20 protein-coding genes and 2 tRNA genes are annotated in these 25,854 nt (G+C 63.3%); 10 read left to right on the plus strand and 12 right to left on the minus strand.

What is annotated here, in order from left to right; genetic code table 11:
• Positions 1-268 precede the first annotated feature (268 nt).
• Positions 269-3,115: an excinuclease ABC subunit UvrA gene (uvrA, locus tag J2X54_RS00335; protein ID WP_070251896.1), complete on the plus strand. Its 2,847-nt coding sequence runs from the start codon at positions 269-271 to the stop codon at positions 3,113-3,115.
• A gap of 73 nt (positions 3,116-3,188) precedes the next feature.
• Here the strand turns inward: uvrA and J2X54_RS00340 are convergent, their stop codons facing one another.
• Positions 3,189-3,806: an HAD hydrolase-like protein gene (locus tag J2X54_RS00340; protein WP_310176520.1), complete on the minus strand. Its 618-nt coding sequence runs from the start codon at positions 3,804-3,806 to the stop codon at positions 3,189-3,191.
• A gap of 115 nt (positions 3,807-3,921) precedes the next feature.
• Entirely contained in the window at positions 3,922-5,787 is a 1,866-nt protein-coding gene (locus J2X54_RS00345) for a phosphoenolpyruvate carboxykinase (GTP) (protein ID WP_310176522.1), read from the minus strand.
• A 314-nt stretch (positions 5,788-6,101) separates the two neighbouring features.
• Between J2X54_RS00345 and J2X54_RS00350 the strand changes: the two genes are divergently transcribed.
• The gene (locus J2X54_RS00350; RefSeq protein WP_310176524.1) at positions 6,102-7,115 is read left to right on the plus strand and encodes a D-2-hydroxyacid dehydrogenase family protein; all 1,014 of its coding nucleotides are present in this window, start codon (positions 6,102-6,104) and stop codon (positions 7,113-7,115) included.
• A 60-nt stretch (positions 7,116-7,175) separates the two neighbouring features.
• Here J2X54_RS00350 and J2X54_RS00355 read toward each other — a convergent pair whose 3' ends face one another.
• Positions 7,176-7,934 (minus strand): L-asparaginase, encoded by a 759-nt coding sequence (locus tag J2X54_RS00355; protein ID WP_070251892.1) that lies wholly within the window; start codon positions 7,932-7,934, stop codon positions 7,176-7,178.
• 160 nt (positions 7,935-8,094) lie between these two features.
• On the opposite strand from J2X54_RS00355, the gene J2X54_RS00360 reads away from it, so the two are divergent.
• Positions 8,095-8,580 carry an asparaginase domain-containing protein gene (locus J2X54_RS00360; protein WP_310176526.1) on the plus strand — a complete coding sequence of 162 codons (486 nt, stop codon included), beginning with the start codon at positions 8,095-8,097 and terminating at the stop codon, positions 8,578-8,580.
• Positions 8,581-8,711: 131 nt separating this feature from the next.
• On the opposite strand, the gene J2X54_RS00365 is transcribed toward J2X54_RS00360, so the two are convergent.
• The 3 genes from J2X54_RS00365 to J2X54_RS00375 form a co-directional block, all read right to left on the minus strand.
• The gene (locus J2X54_RS00365) at positions 8,712-9,608 is read right to left on the minus strand and encodes a recombination-associated protein RdgC (protein WP_019924555.1); all 897 of its coding nucleotides are present in this window, start codon (positions 9,606-9,608) and stop codon (positions 8,712-8,714) included.
• An 86-nt stretch (positions 9,609-9,694) separates the two neighbouring features.
• Positions 9,695-10,843 carry a DNA polymerase IV gene (gene dinB, locus J2X54_RS00370; RefSeq protein WP_310176530.1) on the minus strand — a complete coding sequence of 383 codons (1,149 nt, stop codon included), beginning with the start codon at positions 10,841-10,843 and terminating at the stop codon, positions 9,695-9,697.
• Positions 10,844-10,904: 61 nt separating this feature from the next.
• Complete coding sequence (locus J2X54_RS00375; protein WP_310176532.1) at positions 10,905-12,170, minus strand: MFS transporter; 1,266 nt, start codon at positions 12,168-12,170, stop codon at positions 10,905-10,907.
• A gap of 154 nt (positions 12,171-12,324) precedes the next feature.
• On the opposite strand from J2X54_RS00375, the gene J2X54_RS00380 reads away from it, so the two are divergent.
• The 4 genes from J2X54_RS00380 (at position 12,325) to J2X54_RS00395 (ending at position 14,304) form a co-directional block, all read left to right on the plus strand.
• Positions 12,325-12,400: transfer RNA gene (locus tag J2X54_RS00380), tRNA-Val, on the plus strand.
• Between the two features lie 17 nt (positions 12,401-12,417).
• Positions 12,418-12,494: transfer RNA gene (locus J2X54_RS00385), tRNA-Asp, on the plus strand.
• A gap of 83 nt (positions 12,495-12,577) precedes the next feature.
• Entirely contained in the window at positions 12,578-13,696 is a 1,119-nt protein-coding gene (locus J2X54_RS00390; protein WP_310176534.1) for a hypothetical protein, read from the plus strand.
• Complete coding sequence (locus J2X54_RS00395) at positions 13,687-14,304, plus strand: ATP-binding cassette domain-containing protein (protein ID WP_310176536.1); 618 nt, start codon at positions 13,687-13,689, stop codon at positions 14,302-14,304. Before J2X54_RS00390 ends, J2X54_RS00395 begins: the two co-directional genes overlap by 10 nt.
• Before the next feature lie 11 nt (positions 14,305-14,315).
• Here the strand turns inward: J2X54_RS00395 and J2X54_RS00400 are convergent, their stop codons facing one another.
• Both J2X54_RS00400 and J2X54_RS00405 read right to left on the minus strand, forming a co-directional pair.
• Positions 14,316-15,623, minus strand: coding sequence for an aminotransferase class V-fold PLP-dependent enzyme (locus J2X54_RS00400; protein ID WP_310176538.1), 1,308 nt, complete (start codon positions 15,621-15,623; stop codon positions 14,316-14,318).
• Positions 15,623-18,028, minus strand: coding sequence for a TonB-dependent receptor (locus tag J2X54_RS00405; RefSeq protein ID WP_310176540.1), 2,406 nt, complete (start codon positions 18,026-18,028; stop codon positions 15,623-15,625). Before J2X54_RS00405 ends, J2X54_RS00400 begins: the two co-directional genes overlap by 1 nt.
• Before the next feature lie 193 nt (positions 18,029-18,221).
• On the opposite strand from J2X54_RS00405, the gene J2X54_RS00410 reads away from it, so the two are divergent.
• The gene (locus tag J2X54_RS00410; protein ID WP_070249810.1) at positions 18,222-18,701 is read left to right on the plus strand and encodes a cyclic nucleotide-binding domain-containing protein; all 480 of its coding nucleotides are present in this window, start codon (positions 18,222-18,224) and stop codon (positions 18,699-18,701) included.
• Positions 18,698-19,825, plus strand: coding sequence for an AI-2E family transporter (locus tag J2X54_RS00415; RefSeq protein ID WP_310176543.1), 1,128 nt, complete (start codon positions 18,698-18,700; stop codon positions 19,823-19,825). The genes J2X54_RS00410 and J2X54_RS00415 overlap by 4 nt, the downstream gene beginning before the upstream one ends.
• Positions 19,826-19,828: 3 nt before the next feature.
• Here the strand turns inward: J2X54_RS00415 and J2X54_RS00420 are convergent, their stop codons facing one another.
• Positions 19,829-20,758 carry an AraC family transcriptional regulator gene (locus J2X54_RS00420; RefSeq protein ID WP_310176545.1) on the minus strand — a complete coding sequence of 310 codons (930 nt, stop codon included), beginning with the start codon at positions 20,756-20,758 and terminating at the stop codon, positions 19,829-19,831.
• A gap of 68 nt (positions 20,759-20,826) precedes the next feature.
• Here J2X54_RS00420 and J2X54_RS00425 point away from each other — a divergent pair, with 68 nt between their 5' ends.
• Positions 20,827-22,272 carry a cytochrome P450 gene (locus tag J2X54_RS00425; RefSeq protein WP_310176548.1) on the plus strand — a complete coding sequence of 482 codons (1,446 nt, stop codon included), beginning with the start codon at positions 20,827-20,829 and terminating at the stop codon, positions 22,270-22,272.
• A 52-nt stretch (positions 22,273-22,324) separates the two neighbouring features.
• Here the strand turns inward: J2X54_RS00425 and J2X54_RS00430 are convergent, their stop codons facing one another.
• From J2X54_RS00430 to ahpC, 3 genes are all read right to left on the minus strand, one after another.
• Positions 22,325-23,380, minus strand: coding sequence for a YhcG family protein (locus J2X54_RS00430; RefSeq protein ID WP_229255420.1), 1,056 nt, complete (start codon positions 23,378-23,380; stop codon positions 22,325-22,327).
• Between the two features lie 136 nt (positions 23,381-23,516).
• Complete coding sequence (gene ahpF, locus J2X54_RS00435; protein ID WP_310176549.1) at positions 23,517-25,112, minus strand: alkyl hydroperoxide reductase subunit F; 1,596 nt, start codon at positions 25,110-25,112, stop codon at positions 23,517-23,519.
• A 110-nt stretch (positions 25,113-25,222) separates the two neighbouring features.
• Positions 25,223-25,786 carry an alkyl hydroperoxide reductase subunit C gene (gene ahpC / locus J2X54_RS00440; protein ID WP_070249815.1) on the minus strand — a complete coding sequence of 188 codons (564 nt, stop codon included), beginning with the start codon at positions 25,784-25,786 and terminating at the stop codon, positions 25,223-25,225.
• Between the last annotated feature and the right edge of the window lie 68 nt (positions 25,787-25,854).

Genomic DNA, 25,854 nt, shown 5'->3' on the forward strand with positions numbered 1-25,854 from the left:
TCCTGAGTAACGACGGCCGCGTGGGCAGGCTGTGTAGTGAAATCTAAACAGGGATTATAGACGAAGGGGCCGCCGGGCTACCACTTGCACTACCAATTTTGGCTCCCGTCCCCATGTAGCCTGTTCTGCGCCGAAGCCTGTTGAATCGACGCAAGCAAATACTGGTATTATATACAGTGTCAAGCCTCCCGCGCGTGATCCAGCGCAAGGACGGCGCATCTTTTCAAACCCCGCTATAGTGTCGGGTTGATATCTAAGGACTTACTCCATGGAACAGATCCGCATTCGCGGCGCACGTACGCACAACCTCAAAAACATCAGTCTCGACCTGCCGCGCAACCAGCTGGTCGTGATCACCGGGCTGTCCGGTTCCGGCAAATCGTCGCTGGCGTTCGACACCCTGTATGCCGAGGGCCAGCGCCGTTACGTGGAATCGCTGTCGGCGTATGCGCGCCAGTTCCTGCAGCTGATGGAGAAGCCCGATGTCGACCTGATCGAAGGCCTGTCGCCGGCGATCTCGATCGAGCAGAAAGCCACCTCGCACAACCCGCGCTCCACCGTCGGCACCGTGACCGAGATCCACGATTACCTGCGCCTGCTGTATGCGCGCGTGGGCACGCCTTACTGCATCAACCACCCGGACCAGGCGCTGGCCGCGCAGACCGTGTCGCAGATGGTCGATGCGGTGCTGGCCATGCCCGAGGGGACCAAGCTGATGGTGCTCGCGCCCGTGGTGGCCAACCGCAAGGGCGAGCATTCGGACCTGTTCGAGCAGATGCAGGCGCAGGGCTTTGTGCGCTTCCGCGTGCAGAGCGGCACGCATGACGCCAAGATCTACGAAGTGGACGAACTGCCCAAGCTGAAGAAAACCGAGAAGCACACGATCGACGTGGTGATCGACCGCGTCAAGGTCAACGCCGACATCAAGCAGCGCCTGGCCGAGAGCTTCGAGACTGCGCTGCGCCTGGCCGATGGTCGCGCGGTGGCGCTCGAGATGGACACTGCAGTCGAACACGTGTACTCGAACAAGTTCGCCTGCAACCAGTGCGGTTACTCGCTGCAGGAACTGGAACCGCGCCTGTTCTCGTTCAATAACCCGATGGGCGCCTGCCCCGAATGCGATGGACTCGGCCATATCGAGTTCTTCGACCCGAAACGCATCGTCGCCTTCCCCAACCTGTCGCTCGCGTCCGGCGCCGTCAAGGGGTGGGACCGCCGCAACCAGTTTTATTACCAGATGCTGTCCAACCTGGCGGCGTACTACGAGTTCGATCTCGATGTGCCGTTCGAGCAGCTGCCCAAGCCGGCGCAGGACGCGGTGCTCAACGGCTCCGGCAAAACCGCTATTCCCTTTACGTACGTGAATGAGCGCGGCCGCACCGTGGTCAAGGAGCATACCTTCGAAGGTGTGGTCAACAACCTGGCGCGCCGCTACCGCGAAACCGACTCGATGGCGGTCAAGGAAGAACTGGCCAAGTTCATCAACGAGAAAAAGTGCCCATCATGCGAAGGCGCGCGCCTGCGCATCGAGGCGCGCTTCGTCAAAGTCGGCACCGGCAAGCAGGAAAAAGCGATCTACGAGATCGCCGAAAAACCGCTGCGCGAATCGCTGTCGTTCTTCGAGCAGTTGAAGCTCAAGGGCGCCAAGAAGGAGATCGCCGACCGCGTGGTGAAAGAGATCATCTCGCGCCTGCAGTTCTTGAACAACGTCGGTCTCGACTACCTGTCGCTCGACCGCAGCGCCGACACGCTGTCCGGTGGCGAAGCGCAGCGGATTCGCCTGGCCTCGCAGATCGGCTCCGGTTTGACCGGCGTGATGTACGTGCTCGATGAGCCGTCGATCGGCCTGCACCAGCGCGACAACGACCGCCTGATCGACACGCTGCGCCACCTGCGCGATATCGGCAACAGCGTGCTGGTGGTGGAGCACGACGAAGACGCGATCCGCACCGCCGACTACATCGTCGACATGGGCCCGGGCGCCGGCGTGCATGGCGGCGAAGTGATCGCGGCCGGTTCGCTCAAGGACATCCTCAAGAATAAAAAATCGCTGACGGCGCAGTACCTCAACGGCACCCGCAAGATCGAGGTGCCGGCCAAGCGCCACCAGGCCGATCCCGATCGCCAGCTGGTGATCACGGGCGCTACCGGCAACAACCTGAAAAAGGTCAGCCTCAAGCTGCCGGTGGGACTGATGACGTGCGTGACCGGCGTGTCCGGTTCCGGCAAATCGACGCTGATCAACGACACGCTGTTCCCGGCCCTGTCGCGCCACCTGTACGGGTCACAGACCGAGCCGGCGCCGCATGATTCGATCGCGGGCCTCGAACACTTCGACAAGGTGATCTCGGTGGACCAGGCGCCGATCGGCCGCACGCCGCGTTCCAACCCGGCCACCTACACCGGGCTGTTTACGCCGATCCGCGATTTGTTCGCCACCGTGCCGACCGCCAAGGAGCGTGGCTACAGCGCCGGGCGCTTCTCGTTCAACGTCAAGGGCGGCCGCTGCGAAGCATGCCAGGGCGATGGCGTGATCAAGGTCGAGATGCACTTCCTGCCGGACGTGTACGTGCCGTGCGACGTCTGCCATGGCAAGCGTTATAACCGCGAGACGCTCGAGGTGAACTACAAGGGCAAGAACATCACCGAGATCCTGGACATGACGGTGGAAGACGCGCACGAGTTCTTCAAGCCGGTGCCGGTCATCGCCCGCAAGCTCCATACGCTGCTCGACGTGGGCCTGGGCTACATCAAGCTGGGGCAAAGCGCGACCACGCTGTCCGGTGGCGAGGCGCAGCGTGTCAAACTGTCGCTGGAACTGTCCAAGCGCGACACGGGCCGCACCTTGTACATCCTGGACGAGCCGACCACCGGCCTGCACTTCCACGATATCGACTTGCTGCTCAAGGTGATTCACCGCCTGCGCGACCAGGGCAATACGCTGGTCATCATCGAGCATAATCTCGACGTGATCAAGACCGCCGACTGGGTGGTGGACCTGGGGCCGGAAGGCGGCGCTGGCGGCGGCAAGATCATTGCCACCGGCACGCCGGAGGATGTGGCAGCCAATGCCGACAGCGTGACCGGGAAGTACCTCGGCCCTTTGTTGAAATAGCCTTAGTCGCTGCACTCTGTTCCGTCATCCCCGCCCAGGCCGGGATGACGGGTTTGGGGCTAGCCGGGTTCGGTCAGGCCAGCAAATCGGCCACCTGGTGGAACACGCGCTTCGGCTGCTGCGCCACCAAGGCGTCGACATGATTGAAGCCCCACGCCACCGCGCCGAAATCCACGCCGGCTTCCGCTGCCACGCGCGCATCGCGGATCTCGTCGCCGATCAACAGAGCGTGCGCTGCCGCAATGCCGGTGGCCGCAAGTACCTTGCGCACCTTGGGCAGCTTGCCGAATAGGCCTGCGCCACATTCCACCTGGGTGAATAACGCCAGCAGCTCCGGGCCGAGGATGCGCTGCACGTTGGCGCGCGAATTGGACGTGACGATGGTCAGCACCACGCCGCGCTGTTTCAGCGCGCGCAATGCCGCATCGACGCCATCGAACAGCGTGATGGTATGCGCCTCGTCGCCGATGCGTGCGCGCATGAAGCGGGCGATCGCCGGGGTTTTCCATAGCGGGATATCGTGCAGCGCCATGATCTGGCGCGCGTCGAGGCCGCGCAGGCCCTGGGCGTTGTCGCGGTCGAGCGGTTTGAATTGGTATTTGGCTGCCGCTTCGTCGAACACGCGCACGAAGCAGGGAAAGGTATTGGCCAGGGTGCCGTCGAAGTCGAAAATGATGAGCTTGCGGTTCACGTGGTTCTCAGTACATGGGAGTTTTCTGTTGAGCCGGTCAGCCGGGCCAGCATACACGAAAAAAAACGGTGCATGTTTCCATGCACCGCTTCTGTCTCCACCTAATCAGGCCGGCTTATTTTGCCAGGCGCTGCTCCAGCTCAGCTTTCACTGCCGTCAGTTCCTGCGGCAGGTGGTAGGCCAGCTTGGTGAACAGTTCTTCGTGCAGTTTCAGTTCTTCGCGCCAGGCATCCTTGTCGATCGAGGTGATGGTCTCGAACTCTTCCGGCGTGAACGGCAGGCCGTCCCAGTGGATGTCGCCATAACGCGGGGTGGTGCCGAAGATGTTTTCGACGCCGCCGGCTTTGCCTTCGATACGCTCGAGCATCCACTTCAGTACGCGCATATTGTCGCCGAAGCCAGGCCACACGAAGTGACCCTGGTCGTCGGTGCGGAACCAGTTGACGCAGTAGATTTTAGGCAGGGTAGCGCCGTCGATCTTGCCCAGTTTTTCGCCCAGGTTGAGCCAGTGCTGGAAGTAGTCGCTCATGTTATAGCCCATGAACGGCAGCATGGCGAACGGATCGCGGCGCACGACGCCCATCTGGCCAGCTGCTGCTGCAGTGGTTTCCGAACCCATGGTGGCTGCCATGTACACGCCTTCCACCCAGTTGCGCGCTTCGGTTACCAGCGGTACGGTGGTCGAACGGCGACCGCCGAAGATGAAGGCCGAGATCGGCACACCGGCCGGATCGTCCCAGGCCGCGTCGATGACCGGGTTCTGGGTAGCAGCGACGGTAAAGCGGGCGTTCGGGTGGGCAGCCTTGGTGCCGGACGTTGGGGTCCAGTCGTTGCCTTGCCAGTCGATCAGGTGCTCGGGCGCCTGCTTGGTCAAGCCTTCCCACCATACGTCGCCGTCGTCGGTCAGCGCGACGTTGGTGAAGATGGTGTTTTCACGCATGGAGGCCATGCAGTTGAAGTTGGTCTTTTCGTTGGTGCCAGGGGCCACGCCGAAGTAGCCGGCTTCCGGGTTGATCGCGTACAGGCGGCCATCGGCGCCCGGCTTGATCCAGGCGATGTCGTCGCCGATGGTGGTCACTTTCCAGCCGTTGAACGTGGCTGGCGGGATCAGCATGGCGAAGTTGGTCTTGCCGCAAGCCGACGGGAAGGCGGCAGCGACGTAGTGCTTCTTGCCTTCTGGCGATTCCACGCCCAGGATCAGCATGTGTTCGGCCAGCCAGCCCATGCCGTCCTTGGCCTGGTCCTGGTAACCCATGGTCGAGGCGATACGCAGCGCGAAGCATTTCTTGCCCAGCAGCGCATTGCCGCCGTAGCCCGAACCGTAGGACCAGATTTCGCGGGTTTCAGGGTAGTGAACGATGTACTTGGTGGCGTTGCAAGGCCAGGCCACGTCTTTCTGGCCGGCGGCCAGCGGTGCGCCCACGGTGTGCACGCATGGCACGAATTCACCGTCGGCGCCCAGCACGTCATAGACGGCCTTGCCCATGCGGGTCATCACGCGCATGTTGACGGCCACGTATGGCGAATCGGACAGTTCCACGCCGATGTGCGCGATCGGCGAACCCAGCGGGCCCATCGAGAACGGCACGACGTACATGGTGCGGCCGGCCATGGCGCCGTCGAACAGCGGGTTCAGGGTGGCGCGCATTTCGTCGGGCGCCATCCAGTTATTGGTCGGACCGGCTTCTTCCTTGGTGGCCGAGCAGATGTAGGTGCGGTCTTCCACGCGCGCCACGTCGGTTGGATCGGACTGGGCCAGGTAGGAATTGGGACGCTTGGCTTCGTTGAGTTTTTTCATGGTGCCGGCGGCAACCATTTCACCGCACAGGCGGTCGTACTCTTCTTGCGAGCCATCGCACCAGTAGATGCGGTCGGGTTTGGTCAGTGCGGCGACTTCCGTCACCCAATTGATCAGTTTTTGATGCTTGATGTAAGCTGGGACGTTCAGCGTTGCAACGCCACCCATGATGGGCTGATTCATACTACCTCCAATGCCAATTAAAATTCTTTCGGCAGGATCGTCGTCAGCAATAGCTTAGCGCGCGGAGTCTCATCCGAGATGAGTCGGCGCATCGGCGTATTTACGGCGGTCTTGTCGTGGGACCAGGTTCTGTGAACCCGGCAGTGACAGCAAAATCGATGTTCGGCTGTTCATTTTTTGAGCGATTGTACACCGCTGGTCCCACGATTCAACAGAAATGTAGGAGAAATAGTTGAGTAAAGTAGTAAGCTATTCAGCTTTTGGCAGTGCCCGTTATTCCGCTACGAATTTCAACCTAAGATCGGCTATCTCACATGAAAATCGCCATACTTGACGACTACCAGAACGCCAGCTCTGGAATAAAAAGTTATGAAATATTGAACGGTCACGACGTAAAAGTGTTCAACAATACAACACGTGGCCTGGGCCAGCTGGCAATCCGGCTGGCGCCGTTCGATGCGCTGGTGCTGATCCGCGAACGCACCGCGCTGAACCGGGCGCTGCTGGCCAAGCTGCCCAATTTGAAACTCATCTCGCAGACCGGCAAGCTGGCTGGCCACGTCGATGTGGCTGCCGCAACCGAACTGGGCATCGCGATTGCCGAGGGTGTCGGCTCCCCCACCGCGCCGGCCGAGTTGACCTGGGCGCTGATCATGGCGGCGGCGCGCAAGATCGTGCCATACGCGAACAACCTGCGCGACGGCTTGTGGCAAACCGCGTCGGTCAATCCGCAACTCAACGGCTTGGGCTTCGTGCTCAAGGGACGTACGCTCGGCATCTGGGGCTACGGCAAGATCGGCCAGCTGGTGGCCGGCTATGGCCGCGCGTTCGGAATGAAGGTGGTGGTGTGGGGCAGCGAGACCAGCCGCAACAAGGCGGTGGCCGATGGTTATGCGGCCGCTTTATCGCGTGAAGAATTCTTTGCGCAAGCGGACGTGCTCAGTTTGCACCTGCGCCTGAACGACGCCACCCGTGGCATCGTCACCGCCGACGACCTGGCGCGCATGCAGCCCGCAGCCCTGTTGGTCAACACCAGCCGCGCCGAGCTGGTGGCGACCGGCGCGCTGGAGCAAGCACTCACACAGGGCCGGCCCGGCTACGCGGCGCTCGACGTGTTCGAATCGGAACCGCTGGCGCCGACCGACGCGCTGCTGCGCATCCCGACCGTGCTGGCCACACCGCACCTGGGCTACGTGGAACAGGACAGCTACGAGCTGTACTTCCGCCACGCGTTCCAGAACATTGTCGATTTCGAGGCGGGCAAGCTTGATGCGATCAACAATCCTGACTTCCAGCACAACGCACGCGGGCGTGAGCGCCCGGCATAACCTTAGACCCAGGGGGTCGGACCCCGTACGGGGTCCGACCCCGGTTAGCGGTGCGGGTTTTCAGTCGGTCTTTTCCGGCAAACCGGTCAGGTTGATGCGCGGCGCAGGCATCACGTGCACCTTGCTCCACAAGCCAGCCCAGCCGGGCGGCCAGGTGATGTCCGGGCCGCTGTACGGCGGCAGCGTAGCGCGCACCGGCATGACCGGTACCGGCGGCATGTCGATCAAGGGAGAACCTTCGGGACGCTGCATGTCCAGGCTGTACATATAGCCGGGCAAGAGCGCATCGCACACGCTGGCGAACCAGGCGGCGTGGTCTTCGTCGCGGCCCAGCGCCTGCGCCAGTCCTTGCGGATCGAATTTGGCCAGCGCATGGATCAACTCCTCGGTGGTGGCGCCAGGATTGTCGCCCCAGCCCATCACGGGATTGCTGTTGTAGTCGGCGCCGGAGCCGTACCAGCCTTCGCGCCAAGAGCGCTGCATCCAGTCGCGCTTGCCGGTAAACAAATGCCAGCGCCAGTGCAGGCCGGACGGCTTGGGCCACGAATACAGATACAGTTTCTGGTAGCCGGCCTGGTGCAGCGCGCGCACCACGGCCATCAGCCGCGCGTGGGGCATGCGGTCGGGCGGCGCGCGGCGGAACAGGATCGCTTCGCCATCGGCGTATTGCACCGCGTCGGTCGATAAATTCAGGTCGAGCGTGCGCGACTCGCTGCCGAAGCGCGCGGAGATCCAGCCGGTGAGGAGGTTGACGGCCGTGATCACGCCATAGCCGCGATGGCGGTGAAAAATGACAGTTCCGGGGGCTAAGGCTTTCATTGGCAATCCACAAATAATGGCCGCAACAAAGGGCCGGCAAACAGACAATATAGGCATAGTACGCCGATATTTCCAGTGCGAAGACGGCAGTTTGTGGTTTCTTTTTACGTGGCGGTTTGGGTTATGATGCAGATCATTTTCACTGAACCGAGCTTTCACCATGACCTTGCGCATCCTCGCCACCGGCGGCACTTTCGACAAACACTACAACGAACTGAACGGTACCTTGGGCTTCGCCGATAGCCATGTGCCGGCCCTGCTCGAGCGTTGCCGCCTGACGGTGAACGTGGCGCTGGAACAGTTGCCGCTGATGGATTCGCTCGACATGGTCGATGCCGACCGCGAGCGCATCCTGGCTTCGTGCCGCGCCGCCAGCGAAAAGGAGATCGTCATCATCCACGGCACCGACACCATGCCGCAAACGGCTGCCGTGCTGGGACCGGCCAACCTTGGCCAGACCATCGTGCTGACCGGCGCGATGATTCCCTATTCGATTGCCAATTCGGATGCAATGTTCAACCTGGGTTTTGCGTGCGCCGTGGCGCAGACTCAGCCGCCGGGGGTGTATGTGGCGATGAATGGCAAGATTTTTGCCTGGGATAATGTGCAGAAGAATAAGGCGGCTGGGGTGTTTCAGCCGCTGTAGGCAGAGCATGCGCTCTATGGATTCCCGCGTTCGCGAGGATGACGGATTTTAAGCCGCTGGCCCTTGAACCGTCATCCCGCATCGGCGGACCGCCGCGCACGCGGGGATCCATACAGTATTTGATTTGTTGATCAGGCTTTCGCTTCGCCGCCCAACGCCTCAACCACATCCGCCATCATCTTGGCCAGCTCGCCCGTCATCAGCATGAAGTCGCCATCGAAACGCTCTTCATCGTTGCGGGTGCTCGATTCCTTTTCGGCCAGCACGTCGAGCGCCTTGACGCTCTTGATCGCCAGCGATTCGGTCAACACGAACGAAATCTTGCTGTCCCACGTCAGCGCCAGGCGGGTGCACTGCTTGCCCGCTTCGATGTGGCGGCGCACTTCGGCCGGTTCCAGCGTGTGGCGCACGTAGCGCACGGCTGCCTTGCTCTCGCCGGTGGCGCGCAGTTCGGTGTCCATGTCCACCGTGAAGCCGGCTGGCGCCTCGTCGGTTTGCAGCCATTCGGTCATCACGCCCACCGGCGAGCGCTGTACGCGCAGGCTTTCCAGCGGCAGCTTGTCGACCGCCTTCAACAGCAGCTTGATCACTTCGTCGGCCTTGGCCGGGCTGGCCGCATCGACCACCAGCCAGCCGTTGACCGGGTCGATCCAGGTCCAGACGTTGCCACGGATCGAGAAGGCGCGCGGCAGCAGTTCGTCGGCTACGCGTTCTTTCAACTCCTTCATGGCTTTTTTGCCGGGGGCGAAGCCTTGCGCTTCTTCCATCTCGGCGGCGCGGGCCTTGGCGACCTGGTTGATCACGCTCGATGGCAGCAGTTTTTTCTCGGTACCCAGCACGATCAGCATTTGCTTGTTGACCACGTGGACCAGGCCGCCGTTAGGACGCGGCTTGTCCCAGCCCTGGCGCAGCAGTTCGTTGCTGCTGGCGGGAACAAACGCGTGCGGTTCGAGCGCTGCTTCCAGTTGTTCGGGGGTGTAGGCCCACGGGGCCGGCAGACGATAAATCTGTAGATTCTTGAACCACATGAGTGTTGCCTTGTCCTGAATTGAATATACCAAAGGAGCGCCATTTTACACGGTGATGGCGGCGCTGAACCATTTACGAACTCAAGCTAAGCGAACAAATCACCCTGCACCGGCAGCGGCTTGTGCGCGGCTGCGCCCGGTACTTCCAGGGTGCTGGCACGTACCCCCAGCAGGCGCAGCTTGCGTTGCAGCGGCACGCGCTTCAAACACTCGCGCGCGGCCTGCAGGATGGCAGCCGCATCGGCCACCGGCTCGGGCACGGTGACGTTGCGGCTGACGATCTGGAAATCGTCGTAGCGCAGCTTGATGCTGATAGTGCGGCTCACGTAACCCTTGCGCTTCAAGTCTTCGGCCAGCCGGTCGCACAGCGTGACCAGGATGCCCGACAGCGTTTCGCGGTCCTGGCGCGCGTGCAGGTCGCGCTCGAACGTGGTTTCGCGGCTCATCGATTTGCTCATGGCGCGGTTGGCCACCACGCGCTGGTCGATGCCGTGCGCCGCCTGCGTGAGCCAGGAAGCGTAATGCGCACCGAAGTAATCCTGCAGCATGCCTTGATCGGCCCGCGCCAGCTGGCCGATGGTCTCGATGCCGAGCGACGCCAGCTTGGCCGTGGCCTTGGGACCGATGCCGTTCACCTTGCGCACATTGAGCGGCCAGATCCGCTCCGGAATGTCGTCGAAGCCGAGAATGGTGATGCCGTTGGGCTTGTTCAGGTCCGAGCAGATTTTCGACAGCAGCTTGTTGGGCGTGATGCCGATCGAGCAGGTCAAGCCGGTGGCGTCGAACACGGCCTGCTTGATGCGCGCGGCCAGTTCGTCGGTCTCGCCCTCGACGTCGGTGAGGTCGATGAAAATCTCGTCGATGCCACGGTCTTCAATCTGCGGCGCAATCACCGCCACCGCCTGCTTGAACAGGCGCGAGTAGTGGCGATAGTCCTCGAAATTCGCTGGCAATAAAATTGCGTCGGGCGCCAGCTTGGCCGCCTTCATCATGCCCATCGCCGACCCGACGCCAAAGGCGCGCGCCTCGTAGGTGGCCGTGGTAATTACGCCGCGGCCCACGTAGGTGCGCAGGCGCGCAAACTGGTGGCTGCCGTCGGCCTGCAACACCGGGATGGCGTTGCGGCCACCGATCACCACCGGCTGGCCGCGCAGTTCGGGATAGCGCAACAACTCCACGGACGCGAAAAATGCATCCATGTCGAGGTGGGCAATCCGTCGTGGGGGTTCAACCATACCGCTGCAAAGATTACTGTGAATACATACAGTATCCACCGAAACAGCGTGAGCTGCAACTCTAACGTCGCGTGCGCTCCATCGTCACCACCAGCACCGCCCCGGCCACCAGGCTGGCCGCCAGCAGGTAGATGCCGCTTGCCGTGCTATTGGTCGCATCCTTGATCGCGCCCACCAGGTAAGGGCTGACGAAGCCGGCCAGGTTGCCCAGCGAATTGATCATGGCGATGCCGGCCGCTGCTGCCGCGCCACCGAGCATGGCCGTGGGCAGGCTCCAGAAGATCGGGAACGTGGACAGGATGCCGGCCGTGGCCACGCTCAACGCCGCCAGCGCAATGACCGTATTGTCGCTGTAGGCGGTGGCCACCACCAGGCCCAGCGCACCCGCCACGCCGGCACAGGCCGCGTGCCAGCGGCGCTCGCCGGTGCGGTCCGAGTGGCGGGCGGCCAACACCATCACCACTGCCGCCACGCAATACGGAATCGCGGTCAGCAGGCCGATGTGGAACACATCCGCCACGCCGCTGTTCTTGATCAATTGCGGCAGCCAGAAGCTCACGCCGTACAAGCCCATCACGAACAGGAAGTACACCAGCGCCAGCAGCCATATCTTGCCGCTCCTGAACACCAGCGCCAGCGGCAGGTGCTGCTGGCCCGCGCGGTCTGCGGCGATGGCCGCTTCCAGCACGCGCTTGTCGGCTTCGCTGAGCCACTTGGCATCGCGAATGCCATCGTCGAGATAGAACAAGGTCCAGATGCCCAGCAGCACCGACGGGATGCCTTCGAGCAGGAACAGCCACTGCCAGCCGGACAGGCCGTGCTCGCCATCGAACGCCTTCATGATCCAGCCCGACAGCGGTCCACCCACCACGCCGGCAATCGCCACCCCGCTCATGAACACCGCCACCATGCGCGCGCGGCGGTGCGCCGGGTACCAGTAGGTCAAGTAGAGGATGATGCCGGGGAAGAAGCCCGCCTCGGCCGCGCCCAATAGAAAGCGCAGCACGTAGAACGTGGTCACGCTGTTGGTGAACATCATCGCCGACGAGATTACGCCCCAGCTGATCATGATGCGGGCGATCCACAGGCGGGCACCAGCGCGCGTCATCAGCAAATTGGACGGCACCTCGAAAATGAAATACCCGATAAAGAACATGCCGGCGCCGACGCCATAGACGGTATCGGAAAAGCGCAGGTCGGCCAGCATCTGCAACTTGGCAAAGCCCACGTTGACGCGGTCGAGATACGCGGCCACGAAGCACAGGAACAGGAACGGCATCAGGCGCCAGCTTACGCGGCGGTACAGGGCGTCGAGGTTGTCGGACATGAGTAACTTTCCTGGAGAAGATGCGGCGACGCCATGATAGGTCCTTCCCCAGGGAATTTTCTAAATAATTTATAAAACCCCTTGCAGACATGCGAAACGCCCCTGTAGAATACGGCCTCGTTCAGCAGTTGTCACACAGACTGCAAGGTTTTCTGGGTGCTTAGCTCAGTTGGTAGAGCGGCGCCCTTACAAGGCGTAGGTCGGGAGTTCGAGCCTCTCAGCACCCACCAGGAAAACCAAAGACGTAGGAGTGGTAGTTCAGTTGGTTAGAATACCGGCCTGTCACGCCGGGGGTCGCGGGTTCGAGTCCCGTCCACTCCGCCAACATTCCTTTAAGGGCCCGAAGCGTTATGCGCTTCGGGCCCTTATTCATTTCCGCATCAGTTTCAGGCAATATGCTGCAACCGATGAAGACGCTCCCCTATTCCTATCTCTCCTTTCGCCGCCGCGTGGCGCGCGCGTCGCTGGTGCAATTCATTGCCAGCGTGGTCAATTCGCTCGAAATGGTCTTGCTGGCATTTGCGCCCGTCATGCTGGGTCTGCTCGCGTGCATCGCCCTGCCCGGTCTGCTGGCGCCCACCTTGCCGTGGTTCGAGGCGGTTGCCCTGTTGATCGCGCAGATCTTGCTGGTGGTCGCGCCCGTGTGGCTGCTGCGGCAACGGCTGCATCCGCTGGACGTGGCGCGCTGGAGCCGCGCGCTGCCCGTCTCGGCGCGCCAGCAGTGGCTGACGGAAGCGTCGGTGGCCGGCCTGATCGTGGGACCGGTGGCGCTGGCGCACGTGGTGTCGTGCGCGGTGTGGCTATACCAATGGCCGGACTGGCTGCGACCGGTGGCGCCGTGGTCGCTCGCGGGTGCGGTGCTGTCGCTGTTGCTGGGGTGGGCGCTGGCAACGGTGCTGCTGATGCGGCGGGCCAAGCCTGGGCCCGTTGCGCCGCGTGCTGCTGCCGGGAGTGCGGCCAGGGCGCCGGCGCATTACGCCGCGCCGCCACGTGCATGTCTGCCTGCCTGGTTTTACTGGCGCCAGCTGTTCTGGCTGCCGTGCTGGCGCGGCGAGAGCGTGGTCGGCATCCAGCAGACCTGTCTTTTGATTGGGGCCTTGCTCAGCATGGGCCTCTGGCTGTGGCAACCAGCTATCGTCGCCTGGATGCCGCCGGCCGCCTGGGGCGCCGGCACCGCCATGCTGCTGGTGCTGCTGACCGATCGCGGCGACAAGGCCGTGGCGGAACAGATCGCGCGCCTGCGCCCGGCGGTGGCCAACTGGCCGCTGTCGATGGAACGGCTGTTCACCAGTGCGATCATGCTGACCTTGCTGCCCGGCGCGCTGGTGATGGGGTGCTTTGCTGCACTGACGCTGGCTGCCGGCGCCAACGTCAGCCACACCGTCGCCCTGGTCTGGCTGGCTTGCGCAAGCGTGGCGCAACTGGCCATCGTCGGCCTGCGCACGCTCACTGCGCGCGGCCGCGTGGCGCTGGTCATGGGCGCCATCCTTATCCTCACCGCCATTGGAAGCGAATTATGGAACTGACTGCCGTGCTCACGATCTCACAGCTGAACTTCAACCACCCGGGCCGGGCGCTGTTCCACAACTTCGACCTGCAACTGGGCACGGGCGTGACCTGGCTGCGCGGCGAGAACGGCGCCGGCAAGACCACGTTATTAAAACTGGCAGGCGGCGCGCTCGATCCGCACGGCGGCAGCATCCGGCTCGATGGCATCGAGATCAAGGAGCAGCCGCTGGCCTACCGCCTGCAGACGTTTTACTGCGGCGGCGACCTGCCGCAACTGCCGTGGCTCACGGTGCGCGAACTGTTCGACCTGCACCTGTCGCTGTATCCGGCCACCGACGCCGGGCTGCTCGATGCGCAGGTGCAGGCGCTGCACCTGGTTGGCGCGCTCGAACAGCCACTGACCACGCTGTCGCTGGGCCAGCACAAGAAGGTGCAACTGGCGCTGGCCCTGGCGCTGCCCGTACGGCTGCTGCTGATCGACGAACCGTTCAACGGTCTGGACGCCGATGCGGTGGCCTGCCTGCGCCGCCAGCTCGCGGTGCCGGAGCGACTGGCGCGCCAGTGCATCGTGCTCACCAGCCACCTGGAGCCGGAGCTGCCGCTGGCGCGCACGGTCATGCTTTGACTGCCATGCAGTCACGCAGCCAGCGCACGCAAGGCGACGACCAGGCGGTCCACCTGCGCCTCCGATGTAAAAATCGCCGGCGTCACCCGCACGCACGCGCCGCTGGCCAGGCCATCGCGCATCACCGCAAACACCCTGTGCTCGCGCAGCAGGCGCTGCGACAGCGCGGCGTTCTGCGCCACTGACGTTTGCCCCCGCAGGCGAAATGAAGAGATGCCACTGCCCAGCCGGGGATCGCGGGCCGCCAGCACTTCCACGCCGCCGATCTCGCGCGCCGCATCGACCCAGCGGTTGCGCAGCCGCCGCAGGCGCGCCTGCTTGTTGGCGACACCGATGGCCGCGTGCAGGTCCAGCGCCACCGGCAGCGCCGCGTAGGCGGCGAAGTTGACGGTGCCGGTGTGAACGCGGGTGCGGATATCATCGCCCTCACGCTCGCCCATGTAGGGATCGATATCACCCACGCGGCCGCGCCTGATGTACACCGCGCCCACGCCCACCGGAGCGCCAATCCACTTGTGCAGGTTGATGCCCACGAAGTCGGCCTGCAGGTCGGGAATGCGCATATCGAGCTGGCCGAAACCGTGCGCGGTATCGACGATGGTGTCGATGCCACGGGCGCGCGCCATGCGGCTGATCTCGGCCACCGGCAGCACCATGCCGTTGCGGTGGTTCACGTGGGTGAGCAGCACCAGGCGCAGCCTGGGGTTGCGGTCCATTGCCTGTGCATAGCAGTCGATCAGCGACTGGTGGGTGGCGGTGGCGGCATCGGGCATGGCGATCGACACGACCTCCACGCCACGGCGCGTGCGCAGCCAGTGCATGGCCTTGATCATGTTGTCGTAGTCGACGTCGGCGCATAGCACCACGTCGCCGGGACGCAGGCGGTTGTAGCCGCCGATCAGCGCCAGCAGGGCCTCGGTGGCGCCGCGCGTCAAAACGATTTCTTCGGGTTCCACGCCCAGCGCCTGCGCGGCGCGGGTGCGGGCGGTGTCGAACTGGCGCGGGAACGCCAGCCGTCCGTACAGGGCGTTACCCTGGTTGGCTTGCTGCGTGTGCTGCTCGTACGCTTGCAGCACGGGCCGCGCCATCGAGCCCCAGTAGCCGTTGTCGAGCATGGCGACATCGGTCTCGACGTCGTACTGCGCCGCCACGGCCTGCCAGTATGCGCTGTCGGCGGCCAGCGCGTCCGGCGCCAGCGCTGGGGGTGCTGGCAGCAGCGGCATGGCCTGTGAACGCGCCGGCGCCGCCAGCGCAGCCGTTGCCAGCGGCAGCAGCGCCCCGGCGCGCAGCCAGGCGCGCCGCTTGGCGTCGGGCGGCATCAGAACTTCACCGTGTAGTCGAGGTAGAGGCTGCGGCCATCGGTGTCGTACGGCGCGTTGCGCGAGTAGATCAGGCCTCGGCTGGCCTGGAAGACCGCTTCATCCGGATACTTGCCCAGCACATTGTCCACGCCGAAGCGCAAGGTCTGTTTTGACGTGACCTTGTAGCTGGCGGCCAGGTCGAGGAAGTGCATGGCGCCAAAGCGCTGGAAGATGTCGCCGGTGGCGTTGCCGGTGCTGTCGGTCCAGGCGCCGTAATGGCGCACGCGCGCCAGCAGGCCCCAGGCGGCGGTGTCGTAGGTGGCGCTCACGGTGGCCTTCTGACGTGGCAGGCGGTCTTCGAAAATGGTGCGCTGGCTGTCGTTGGTGGCCACGCCGGTGCTGCCGCCATCGACCCGGGTCTTGTTGTAATTGAAGGCGGCAGTCAGATTGAGCTTGCCGTCGCCCACGCGGCGCAGGTAGTTGGCCACCACGTCCACCCCGCGCGTGGTGGTGTCGAAGTCGTTGGTGAAATAGTTGATCGACGTGTAGCGCAGCGGATTGGTCACCCCTGCCGGCACCGCGAACGACGCCGAGGTGCTGAAGCGGTCGGTGAGCTTGATGTGGTACACGTCAACGGAGCCGGACAGGCCCACGGCGGTTTTCCAGGTTACGCCCAGCGAGGCATTTTTCGATTCTTCCGGCTTGAGCGGTTTGGCGCCCAGCGCCACCGCCAGCGGATCGTTGTTGGCCAGGCGCCCGCTGGTAAATACCAGCAGCGTCTTGGTGTCGAGGCCCTGGCCGGTGCTGTTGGTGTTCAGCTGTGCCGGCGTGGGCGCGCGAAAGCCGGTCGAATACGAACCGCGCACGGCCACATCGGGCGTGACCGCAAAGCGCGCCGACAGCTTGCCGTTGACGGTGTTGCCGAACGCCGAAAAGTCTTCGTAGCGCACGGCTGCGCCCACGGTGAACTGCGCGGTGAGCGGCGCTTCCACGTCCAGGTAGGCGGCGTAGCTGTCCTGGTCCCATTTGCCGGCCTGGCGGTCGCTGAAGCCCGGCGCGCCGTTGGCGTTGGCATCGAGGCCGGCGGCAGCGCCCGGGCCTACCGCGTACGAGGCGGCGTCGCCGGCGCGCACCTTGTAAGTCTCGTTGCGGAACTCGGCGCCCATGGCGACGTTGACCGGCTGCGCCAGCGCGGCCACGTTCCACTCGTAATTGAGGCTGGCGTTGACCAGCTTTTCCTGCTGCGTCAGACGGCCCAAGTAGAACGCGGTGGGGCTGGCGGGACCGAGCGACGCGTTGAGCGAGTTATGCAGGCCATAGTCGATGGCGTTGCTGCCGTACGAGGCACTGACATCCCAGCCCAGCGCCGGGTTAAAGCGGCCACGCGCGCCGGCCAGCACCTGGAAGTCGTGCTGCCGGTTCGTGTACTGCGGGCTGAAACCGAGCGGATACACGTTGCGCACGTCCCAGCCGGGGAATACGGCGGCAGGCTTGTACACCGAGGTGCTGGTGTCGGGATTGCGCCAGTTGAAGTCCGAGGTGCCGTCGCTGTGCGAGTACAGGCCATAGCTGTACAGCTGGACGTCGCCACCCAGCTCGAAGGTGGCGTTGTAGCCGGCGCGCTGGCTTTGCAGCTCGGGCTGGCCCCAGCGCTGCACCGGGTTCGGCACATTGAGTTCCGGGTGCGCGGCCTGGAAGGCGATGGCGTCGGGCCGCTGGCGCGTGCGCGAGGTGGGGTCGGATTTGGCCGCTTCGGCAAACAGCACCACGCTCCCGCCGTCGCCCACTGCGAAGCCGTGTTTGGCGCGCAGCTCGTACGATTTGCCATCGCCCTCGCTGTACTGGCCGTAGCGGGCCGTCAGTTCGGTGCCGATGGTATCGTCGAGGATGATGTTGATCACGCCGGCGATGGCGTCGGAACCATACTGCGCCGAGGCGCCGTCGCGCAGCACCTCGATGCGCTTGATGGCGCTGGTCGGTATCTGCGCCAGGTCCGGCGCCTGGGCGCCGCGCGCGCCCAGCAGCGCGCTGCGGTGAAAGCGGCGGCCGTTGACCAACACCAGCGTCTGGTCCGGCGACAGGCCACGCAAGGTGGCGGGGCGCACGAACACCTGGCCATCGGCCATCGGCAGGCGCTGCACCACGTACGACGGCACCAGCTGCGCCAGCACGTCGTTGAGGTCATCGGACGCCACCGCCGCAATCTCTTCGCGGGTAAACACGTCCACCGGCGCCAGCGTGTCGAACTGGGTGCGGTTGCTGCTGCGGGTGCCGGTGACGATCACGGCCTGGGTGGCGTCGGCGTCGGCGGCGGCATTGGCTGCGGTAATGCCCGGGTTGGCGTTTTGGGCATGGGCGCTGAACAGGGCCTGGCTGGCGCACAGCGCAACGGCGCTGGCGATCTGATTGCGTTGGAAGGTCATCTGGAGGTGCCGCTAGTTAAAGTGGCGACAGATTAGCGGCGCAGTGTGTCATGGGTATTACATTGCAAGCGACATTGCTGGTGCTGGCCCTTCTCAAAAATATTCCATGCTGAAAGCTGCCAGGATGGCAAACATTGCCGCAAACCAGCGACAATAGCGGCTTGCCTTCAGTTCGCTAGCGGAGTTCGCCCCGATGTTCGGTTTCCTCAAGTCCCCCACCCTGTCACCGCGGCTGTTGCAGCTCAAGGCGTCGCCGTTGTTCGACACGCTCACGCCGCTCGAACTGCAATCGATCGACGGCCTGATCCACGAGCGCCGCTACCTGGCCGATGAGATCATCTTCGACGAGGGCGAGGAAGGCCAGGCGCTGTACCTGGTGATCTCGGGGCGGGTGCTGATCAGCCGGCTGCACCACGGCGGCCGTGAACTGGTGGCCGAGCTGGAACCGGGTGACTTCTTCGGCGACCTGGCGCTGCTCGACAACGCCCCGCGCAACGCCCAGACCCGCGCCATCGACAACTGCGAGCTGGCCGTGTTCTTCCGTGGCGACTTTTTAGGGCTGATGGAAACCGACGCCGTCATCGGCTACAAGATCGCGCTGGCCCTGGCGCGCCACCTGGGCGGGCGCCTGCGCGAATGGATGGTGGGCGCCTCGCGCACCGAGGTGTTATGAGCGTGCTGGCCACCCATCAGCGCGCCGGTCCGGTGGTGTGGATCGGCATCGTCGCCGCCACCTGCACGCTGCTGTTCCTGCTGCAGCAGATGCTGTTCCTGGCGATCCCCTTCCTGCTCGGCATCGTGCTGTACTACATTTTGCTGCCACCGATGCGCAAGCTGCTGCGCATGGGCTTTGGCCACAGCATGGCCGCCCTGCTGGTCGGACTGATGTTCGTGGTGTTGGTGGGGCTGGTGGTGTTCCTGGTCATGTTGTGGCGCTCGGCGCCGTCGGAGTCGTGGCAGCACACCTTGTCGGTGTACCTGGCCGGCGGCATCGATTTCGTGCGCCATACCACGCAGGCGCTCGAGCAGCAATTCCCGTTCCTCAAGCAGGTCAAGTTCGCGCGCAACATCAATAACCGCCTGGCGTCGTTTACCGGCGGCTTCGTGCAAAAGCACCTGACCGACATCCTGGTCTCGGTGGCGGCGTGGCTGCCGTCGCTGCTGCTGGCGCCTTTTTTGACCTTCTTCTTCCTGCGCGACGGCGTGCGTTTCAAGAAGTTTTTGGCGCGCGCGGTGCCGAACGCGTTTTTCGAGCGTACCCTGTTCCTGCTGCACGAGGTACACCAGACCGCGTACCGCTACTTCCAGGGCCTGCTCAAGCTCACCATCCTCGACACCGCCGTGCTGGCGCTCGGGCTGTGGGCGATCGGCGTGTCGTCGCCGCTGCTGCTGGGCTTCATGGCGGCGGTGCTGGCCTGGGTGCCGTACGTGGGCTCCATCGTCGGCTGCATGCTGGTGGTGATGGTCGCCTCCACCGACGCCCCCAATGATCCGATGGTGGCCTACCTGGCGATCGGCGTGTTCATTTTCGTGCGCCTGCTCGACGACTTCGTATTCATGCCGCTGACCCTGGGCCGCAGCCTGCACATGCACCCGTTGATCACGGTGCTGATGATCTTCATCGGCGGCTCGGTGGCCGGCGTGGCCGGCCTGATGCTGGTGTTGCCGCTGCTGGGCGTGGTGATGGTCATCGGCGAAACCTTGGGCCGCCTGATCACCGACCCACGCCTGCGCGCGCGCCACCGCAACGCCATCCACCTGCGCACGCGGCAGGCCAGCGTGGACCTGGTCAACTAGCTGTCATACCCACAGCCGGTACATCCAGAACGATTCATCTTCGATAAAGCGCCGGGCGAATTCGCCGGGGGCGAAGCCGGTGATGCGTTTGACGGTGCGGTTCATGTGGGCCTGGTCGGCAAAGCCTTCAGCGAGCGCCAGCCCGGCCCAGTCGAATGGCTGGCCTGCTTCGTAACGCTCGCGCGCCGCAAAGAACAATCCTTCGGTGCGGGTGAGCGCCTGCCATTCGCGCAGCGAGCGGCCACTGAACGACTTGATGCGGCGCTCCACGTGGCGCGGGCTGTGCTGGTTACGCCAGCCGTGCGCGTGCCAGGCCAGGCGCTCGACCCAGTGGCGGCCCACCTGGCGCAGCGACGGCGCGGCCGATGCACGCCCTTGTAACGCCTGCCAGCGCGGCGCCAGGTGCCGCTCCAGCACCGCCAGCAGATCCTGGTCGCGGCTGGCCAGCAAGGCGTCCCACAGCGGTAAAAACTGCGCGCCGAGCACCTGTGCCGCTGGCACGAAACGGTTCTGGATCGTCGCCATCTCCACCTCGAACAGGGCTTGCGCGGCATCTGCGGTGAAGCACGCGATATAGCCACGTCCGGTGCCCGGCGACCAGCTCACCGTGGGCGCCGACCAGGTGCCAGAGATAACCACCTGCGCCCCGAACGGCTGCCAGCCGTCCTGCGTGACCTGCCCCACCTCCACGCCATCGAACCACGACAGCGTTACCATCGGCGAGGCGGGAACATGCGTGAGACGCTGGGCCCGGTCCAGGTTGAGGCGGCGGGTATCGCGGGCAATCAGCGCAACCAGGGCGCCTTGCAAGGACGGCGGACCCAGGCGCAATGCCGAAGCGTCAACCGTATCGGCCGGGTCGGCAGCGCAGCTTGCGCGCGGCGCCCGCGCCAGCGGGTCGGGGCAATCGGAACAGGTGTCGTAGGTCTTCATGGCTTGCCAGTATAACCAGCTGCCGGGGGCCGCGGCATGTCGGTTCGGTTCAAGACGCCGCGCCGCTGGTGGCGCAGGATCGGCACCATGACCACGCCAACCACCAGCGCCTGCCCCTTCCACGCCGATCGCGCCGGCGGCATTACAGCCAGCATTACAGCCAGCGGGCAGTTGGCCAACCCGGGCCGCCATCGGGCATCACCGGCTGGGGCCTGCTGCGGCGCATGTCGAAAGACCTGCTCGCAACCTTGGCGGACTGGCGCGCCACCTACGGCAACCTGGTACACCTGCGCATCTGGCCCGAGCACCAGGTCATCGTCACCGATCCGCACCTGGTGCGCGAGCTGCTGCTCACCCACCACGACAAGCTGGTGCGCTGGGAACGCGGCATTGCAGTAATGTCCCAATTACACGGCAACAGCGTGCTGACGGCGGAAGGGCCGGCCTGGCAAAGCAGGCGGCGCGCCTTGCAGCCGAGCTTTTCTCCCAAAGGGGTACAAGCTTACGTGCCGCCGATCGCCGCCGCCACGCACACCGCGCTGGCGCAGTGGCCGGCCGAAGACGGCGACTGGCCGATCGAAAGCGCCATGACCTCGCTGGCGATGGACGTCATCATGGGTTTTCTGTTTTCCAGCCCGGCCGATGCCGACGCGCGCCGCATCGAGCAGGCCGTGCACTGCATGAGCGTGGCAGCCAATGCCGAATTCTATTGGCCGGCAAGCGCGCCGGACTGGGTGCCGTGGAAACGCGCCAAGCGCGCAGCGAAACAGGTACTGGACCAACTGATCAAGCGCCAGATCGACACCCGGCTGGCACTGGACCGCGCGGCCTGGCCCGACGATCTGCTGAGCAAGCTGCTGGCCCTGCATGCAGCGGCTCCCGCCGCCTGGCCGCGCCAGGCCGTGCGCAACGAATGCATGACCGCCTTCCTGGCCGGCCACGAGACCACGGCCGCCACCCTGACCTGGTGGGCCTGGTGCATGGCCGCCAATCCTGCCGCCCAGCAGACCGCGCAACAGGAAGTGGCGGCAGTGCTGCAAGGCCGCACCCCGACGGCGGCCGACCTGCCGGCGCTGGCCGGCATCACGCGCACGCTGCAGGAAACCCTGCGCCTGTACCCGGCCGCTCCCGTGCTGCTGAGCCGGCGCGCAGTGGCACCGCTCACGCTCGGCGGCTGGCAACTACCGGCTGGCACCATGTTCATGGTCCCGGTCCAGCTGATGCAGCAAGATCCGGCCTGGTTCGCCGATCCCCTCGCCTTCCAGCCCGAACGCTTCGCCGCTGCAACCGACAACGCCCCGCGTGGCGCCTACATGCCACTGGGCGCCGGTCCGCGTGTCTGCCTGGGCCAGCACCTGGCCATGACCGAGATGACGGTGATTGCGACGATGCTGCTGCAGCGTTTTGAGCTGGCGGTACCGGATGGGATGGTGATACCAGAACCAGCGCTTCATGTCACGCTGAGGCCGACGCATTCTTTGCATTTAAAGCTAAGGCAGCGGCAAAGGTTTTAGCATCATGCTAGCCATTTGTCGTAGCTGGTTCATTTATCACGGTTGAGCTATTTCAGCCGAGGTCATCGCGAGCATTGCATTGCCCAGCTTGCAACTGCGCCCGTTCTGCTGCTTGTTGCAACCTGGCTTCCAACACCGCACGTGGCGGTAGGGTCGTCAAATACTCGGCAACGTGAATGCCAGACTTGTCCAATTCCAGCAGTTCAATTTGCTCTGATTTCTTGCCTGTACAAAGAATGATACCCAAGGGCGAATCTTCCCCAGGTTCCCGCTCGAATTTGTCGAGCCAGCGCAAGTAAAGCTCCATCTGTCCCTTGTAAGCAGCCTTAAAGTCGCCGACCTTGAGTTCCACAGCAACCAAGCGGCGCAGCTTGCGGTTGTAAAACAGCAAATCAAGGTGGAAATCATCATCGTCAATCTGGATACGCTTTTGCCGAGCAACGAAAGTGAACCCGGCGCCCAATTCCAGCAGAAACGATTCCATTTCGCGGATGATGGCGGTCTCCAAGTCGCTTTCCTGCCAAGTATCTTGCAAACCGAGGAAATCCAGGATGTAAGGATCGCGCATGATCGACGTGGGCGAAATCGGCTGATTGTTGCGCATGGCGGCTAGCTCTACTGCAATCAGTGCATCGGGCTTCCTGGACAATGCCGTGCGCTCGTACAGCATGGAATCAATACGTACCCGTAAGGTCCGTACGCTCCAGCGCTCAATACTGGCCATTTGTGTGTAGTAGTCACGCTGCATCGGCTCTTTAAGAGCCAGCAACATGACAAAATGGGACCAGCTCAATTGTCGCGACAGTGTCGCGACAATTGGCTCCTCCGGATAAGTGATCGCGAATTTAACCATTCTGCGCAGATTCTTCTCGCCAAATCCGCGACCATATTGAAGCGTCAACTGCTTGGCAAGGGAAGATAAAATCTCCTCGCCATATTCCGCTCGCCTGCCGGCCAACAGCTCAGCATGTATCCGCTGACCGATATGCCAGAACAGCAGTGTAAGCTCCGCATTGACGGCTACGACAGAACGTTGGCGCGATGTCTCGATCAGCGTTTGTATATCGCCCAGCAAGGCCGGCGGATCAAGGGGTACAGGGAAACTCATGGCCATCTCCGTCGTTCAAACGGATTAGACAGCACTTCGTAAGCAAGGTTCTGTCCTTACCCTCGTTTGGCATGACGACGCATAAAAAAAGCCCGGTCAGCGAACTGAACCGGGCTTTCCGTGATGCGGGTAAGACTTACGCGGTCATCGCGTGCTTCTCGGCCGATTCTTCCACCACTTCCATGTCCGAACGGATCAGGTGGTCGAAGGCCGACAGGGCCGCTTTGGCGCCTTCGCCAGTGGCGATGATGATCTGCTTGTACGGCACCGTGGTGACGTCGCCGGCAGCGAATACGCCGGGGATCGAGGTCTGGCCACGCGCATCGACTTCGATCTCGCCGTGGCGCGACAAGGCCACCGTGCCCTTGAGCCACTCGGTGTTCGGCACCAGGCCAATCTGGACAAATACACCTTCCAGGTCGATCTTCTTCGCTTCGCCCGACACGCGGTCGTTGTACGACAGACCGTTGACGATCTTGCCGTCGCCGTGCACTTCGGTCGTCTGCGCCGAAACGATCACCGTCACGTTCGGCAGGCTGCGCAGCTTGCGTTGCAGCACCGCGTCGGCGCGCAGTTCTGCGCCGTATTCGATCAGCGTGACGTGCTTGACCAGGCCGGCCAGGTCGATCGCCGCTTCCACGCCCGAGTTGCCGCCGCCGATGACTGCAACACGCTTGCCCTTGAACAGCGGACCGTCGCAGTGCGGGCAGTACGCCACGCCCTTGTTGCGGTATTCCTTCTCGCCGGGCACGTTGATTTCCCTCCAGCGTGCGCCAGTGGCCAGGATCACGGTTTTGGCTTTCAGTACGGCGCCGCTGGCGGTCTGCACTTCGATCAGCTTGGCGCCCGGCACCAATTTTGCAGCGCGCTGGGTGTTCATGATGTCGACGTCGTATGCCTTGACGTGCTGTTCGAGCGCCATGGCAAACTTAGGGCCGTCGGTTTCCTTGACCGAGATAAAGTTCTCGATGGCCATGGTATCCAGGGTCTGGCCGCCGAAGCGCTCGGCCAATACACCGGTGTTGATGCCTTTGCGGGCAGCGTAGATTGCTGCAGCTGCGCCGGCAGGACCGCCGCCGACGATCAGCACGTCGAACACGTCTTTCTTGCTCAAGGCCGCTGCCTGGCGTACGCCGGCATTGGTGTCGAGCTTGGCGAGGATTTCCTCGACATTGGTGCGGCCCTGGCCGAAGTGCTGGCCGTTGAGGAACATCATCGGCACGGCCATGATCTGGCGCTCTTCGACTTCTTTCGGGAACACGCCGCCGTCAATCGTGGTGACCTTGATGCGCGGGTTGATCACCGACATGGCGTTCAGTGCCTGCACCACTTCCGGGCAGTTATGGCACGAGAGCGAAATAAAGGTTTCGAACTCGAAGTCGCCGTCGAGGTTGCGGATTTGCTCGATGACGGCGTCATCGAACTTGATGGTGTGGCCGCCCACTTGCAGCAGCGCCAGCACCAGGGAAGTGAATTCGTGGCCCATCGGCACACCGGCGAAACGCACGCCGATGTCGGAGCCGGCACGGTTGATACTGAACGACGGGGCGCGTACACCAGCGTCGCTGCGCTCGACCAGCGTGATCTTGTCGCTCAACAGGACGATTTCCTGGAGCAGTTCTTTCATCTCGCGGGCTTTGGCGCTGTCATCGAGAGATGCGACCAGCTCAAGCGGATACACCACTTTTTCCAGGTAGGATTTCAGTTGGGTTTTGAGGGTTGCGTCTAACATGATTCTTTTTCCTTTTACAAATATTTAGGCGTATGCCGGGCCGGACGCCCGGGCCGGCATCGCGGTAACTACTTGTTTGCTGCGGTGTCGCTCAAGAGTTGACTCTTGATTTAGATCTTGCCGACCAGGTCCAGCGATGGGGTCAGCGTAGCGGCGCCTTCGGTCCACTTGGCTGGGCACACTTCACCTGGGTGCTCTGCAACGTACTTGGCTGCTTTGACTTTGCGCAGCAGTTCCGATGCATCGCGGCCGATACCGTTGTCGTGCACTTCCATGATCTTGATCTGGCCTTCTGGGTTGATCACGAAGGTGCCACGCAGTGCCAGGCCTTCTTCTTCGATCATCACTTCGAAGTTACGCGACAGCTTGCCGGTTGGGTCGCCGATCAGTGGGTAGTTCACTTTCTTGATCGCGTCCGAGGTGTCGTGCCATGCTTTGTGAGCGAAGTGGGTGTCGGTCGATACGCCGTACACGTTCACGCCCAGGGCGGCGAATTCAGGTTGTTTGTCGGCCAAGTCTTCCAGTTCGGTTGGGCACACGAAGGTGAAGTCGGCTGGGTAGAACATCAGGACGGCCCACTTGCCCTTCAGGGATTCGTCGCTGACGTCGATAAATTTACCGTCAACATAAGCGGTGGCATTGAATGGCTTGATTTGGGTATTGATCAGGGACATAGTCGTTTCCTCGTTGGGTTGTGAATCATTGAGACGCCAGTGTATCGCCTTTTCGGCGATTTGCAAAA

The sequence above is a fragment of the Duganella sp. 3397 genome, from assembly GCF_031456625.1.
Taxonomy (GTDB): Bacteria; Pseudomonadota; Gammaproteobacteria; order Burkholderiales; family Burkholderiaceae_D; genus Rugamonas; species Rugamonas phyllosphaerae.

What these genes read in the sequence shown, in the direction of transcription:
- uvrA (WP_070251896.1), top strand. Translation starts at nt 269, where the DNA reads ATGGAACAGATCCGCATTCGCGGCGCACGTACGCACAACCTCAAAAAC.
- J2X54_RS00345 (WP_310176522.1), bottom strand. Translation starts at nt 5,787, where the DNA reads ATGAATCAGCCCATCATGGGTGGCGTTGCAACGCTGAACGTCCCAGCT.
- J2X54_RS00350 (WP_310176524.1), top strand. Translation starts at nt 6,102, where the DNA reads ATGAAAATCGCCATACTTGACGACTACCAGAACGCCAGCTCTGGAATA.
- J2X54_RS00355 (WP_070251892.1), bottom strand. Translation starts at nt 7,934, where the DNA reads ATGAAAGCCTTAGCCCCCGGAACTGTCATTTTTCACCGCCATCGCGGC.
- J2X54_RS00360 (WP_310176526.1), top strand. Translation starts at nt 8,095, where the DNA reads ATGACCTTGCGCATCCTCGCCACCGGCGGCACTTTCGACAAACACTAC.
- J2X54_RS00365 (WP_019924555.1), bottom strand. Translation starts at nt 9,608, where the DNA reads ATGTGGTTCAAGAATCTACAGATTTATCGTCTGCCGGCCCCGTGGGCC.
- dinB (WP_310176530.1), bottom strand. Translation starts at nt 10,843, where the DNA reads ATGGTTGAACCCCCACGACGGATTGCCCACCTCGACATGGATGCATTT.
- J2X54_RS00375 (WP_310176532.1), bottom strand. Translation starts at nt 12,170, where the DNA reads ATGTCCGACAACCTCGACGCCCTGTACCGCCGCGTAAGCTGGCGCCTG.
- J2X54_RS00390 (WP_310176534.1), top strand. Translation starts at nt 12,578, where the DNA reads ATGAAGACGCTCCCCTATTCCTATCTCTCCTTTCGCCGCCGCGTGGCG.
- J2X54_RS00395 (WP_310176536.1), top strand. Translation starts at nt 13,687, where the DNA reads ATGGAACTGACTGCCGTGCTCACGATCTCACAGCTGAACTTCAACCAC.
- J2X54_RS00400 (WP_310176538.1), bottom strand. Translation starts at nt 15,623, where the DNA reads ATGCCGCCCGACGCCAAGCGGCGCGCCTGGCTGCGCGCCGGGGCGCTG.
- J2X54_RS00405 (WP_310176540.1), bottom strand. Translation starts at nt 18,028, where the DNA reads ATGACCTTCCAACGCAATCAGATCGCCAGCGCCGTTGCGCTGTGCGCC.
- J2X54_RS00410 (WP_070249810.1), top strand. Translation starts at nt 18,222, where the DNA reads ATGTTCGGTTTCCTCAAGTCCCCCACCCTGTCACCGCGGCTGTTGCAG.
- J2X54_RS00415 (WP_310176543.1), top strand. Translation starts at nt 18,698, where the DNA reads ATGAGCGTGCTGGCCACCCATCAGCGCGCCGGTCCGGTGGTGTGGATC.
- J2X54_RS00420 (WP_310176545.1), bottom strand. Translation starts at nt 20,758, where the DNA reads ATGAAGACCTACGACACCTGTTCCGATTGCCCCGACCCGCTGGCGCGG.
- J2X54_RS00430 (WP_229255420.1), bottom strand. Translation starts at nt 23,380, where the DNA reads ATGAGTTTCCCTGTACCCCTTGATCCGCCGGCCTTGCTGGGCGATATA.
- ahpF (WP_310176549.1), bottom strand. Translation starts at nt 25,112, where the DNA reads ATGTTAGACGCAACCCTCAAAACCCAACTGAAATCCTACCTGGAAAAA.
- ahpC (WP_070249815.1), bottom strand. Translation starts at nt 25,786, where the DNA reads ATGTCCCTGATCAATACCCAAATCAAGCCATTCAATGCCACCGCTTAT.